The following is a 1,902-nucleotide window of genomic DNA, read 5'->3' as shown; positions in this document are numbered from 1 at the left end:
TGGGAAGTAGATACGGTGCTTTCTAGTCGAAGTGAGTCACGATCATGTCTGGTTACATTCGTAGAACGTAAGACCCGACTTCTATGGGCCATCAAAGCCCCTAATAGAACGGCTAAGGCTCTAAACACCGCCTTTGGCAAGTTTATGGGGGCCTTCGGTCCCCAAGTAAAATCCATTACTGTTGATTATGGTAAAGAGTTTGCCAATTATCAGGCCTTAGAACAGGATTATCAGATCAAAGTTTATTTTTGCCATCCATATTCACCATGGGAGCGAGGTTCCAATGAATATTTTAATAGACGGTTACGCTGGTTCTTCCCGAAAAAGACCAATTTTAGCCAAGTAACGACTGATGAGATCCTAGCAGCACTTGAACTAATTAATCAACGACCATTAAAAATACATCATCAACAGACTGCCATTGAAAGATTCCGGGCTTGTTCGGATTAAACTTGTAATTTGCCCTCTAAATAAATATAGATCAGCTTAATTATCAAAAGTCATATTAGTAGAAAGTTTACGGTATTTTTCAATAGTTTCATGCAACTTGGCCATTTTTTCTTCAATTGCCTTAATAGTGTCTTCACCAGCTAAAAAGTGAAGAGGTGGGTTATCTGAATGAGCTAGCTGGATCAAAGCATTAGCTAGTTTTTCAGGATTACCCGGTTGGTGGCCATTTTGACTAGCAAAAAATCTCTGATATTCTTTGTTTTTTTCTGCATAATCAGCAATTGCTAAGTTACCAAATTTAGCAGAATTTTTAGTTAGAAATTCTGACCGGAAAAAGCCAGGCTCAACGAGTGTAACTTTAATATTGAATGGGGCCATCTCTGGTTCAAGTGCCTCCATCCAACCTTCAAGGGCAAATTTGGAAGCTGAGTAAGCAGCGTTATATTCAAAGCCAACTAGTCCAGCACTAGATGAGAGTGTAATAATATGACCAGACTTTTGCTGACGCATAATTGGCAAGACATGGCGGGTTAAACTCATTGTTCCAAAGACATTAGTTTCAAATTGAGCACGAATCTGTTCAGGACTAATCTCTTCGAAATAACCACCGTAGAAATTACCAGCGCTGTTAAGAAGAATATCAATCCGACCGAATTGAGCCATAATTTTATCAAGAGCTTGAGTAATTGACTCTTGATTGGTAATATCAAGTTCAAGTTCTACTTTTAACAGGTTCGAATTATCTGGTAAGATTTTATCTAATTTACTAAGATCACGAGCGGTGGCAATAACTCGGTCACCATGATTCAAAATAGAATTAGCAAAGATATTTCCCATTCCTCGACTAGCACCAGTGATTAACCATACTTTTGATTCTGTAGACATAAAAAAACTCCTTCCTTTTCATCAATAGGCTTACTTTATTGACTAAGATATACCTTAAGGCAAGCATTAATTACAAAAAATTAGGAGAATAGTATGTATACAGGGCAAATTACAAGTTTAATCCGAAAAAGCCCGGAATCTTTCAATGGCAGTCTGTTGATGATGTATTTTTAATGGTCGTTGATTAATTAGTTCAAGTGCTGCTAGGATCTCATCAGTCGTTACTTGGCTAAAATTGGTCTTTTTCGGGAAGAACCAGCGTAACCGCCTATTAAAATATTCATTGGAACCTCGCTCCCATGGTGAATATGGATGGCAAAAATAAACTTTGATCTGATAATCCTGTTCTAAGGCCTGATAATTGGCAAACTCTTTACCATGATCAACAGTAATGGATTTTACTTGGGGACCGAAGGCCCCCATAAACTTGCCAAAGGCGGTGTTTAGAGCCTTAGCCGTTCTATTAGGGGCTTTGATGGCCCATAGAAGTCGGGTCTTACGTTCTACGAATGTAACCAGACATGATCGTGACTCACTTCGACTAGAAAGCACCGTATCTACTTCCCA

Annotated in this window: 1 protein-coding gene and 2 pseudogenes; 1 reads left to right on the top strand and 2 read right to left on the bottom strand. The window is 38.7% G+C overall.

Annotated elements, in window-relative coordinates; all coding sequences use genetic code 11:
- A pseudogene (locus tag EKM70_RS11255) lies at positions 1–450 on the top strand (IS30-like element ISLsa1 family transposase); the annotation flags it as partial.
- A gap of 36 nt (positions 451–486) precedes the next feature.
- On the opposite strand, the gene EKM70_RS11250 reads toward EKM70_RS11255, so the two are convergent.
- Together EKM70_RS11250 and EKM70_RS11245 are read right to left on the bottom strand one after the other, a co-directional pair.
- Positions 487–1,335 (bottom strand): SDR family oxidoreductase, encoded by an 849-nt coding sequence (locus EKM70_RS11250; RefSeq protein WP_125547825.1) that lies wholly within the window; start codon positions 1,333–1,335, stop codon positions 487–489.
- A gap of 117 nt (positions 1,336–1,452) precedes the next feature.
- Positions 1,453–1,902, bottom strand: a pseudogene (locus EKM70_RS11245) (IS30-like element ISLsa1 family transposase); the annotation flags it as partial.

Source organism: Levilactobacillus lindianensis (assembly GCF_003946095.1).
GTDB classification, from domain to species: Bacteria; Bacillota; Bacilli; order Lactobacillales; family Lactobacillaceae; genus Levilactobacillus; species Levilactobacillus lindianensis.
Note: the sequence above shows the minus strand (reverse complement) of the source record. Positions and strands in the feature narration are given on the sequence as shown.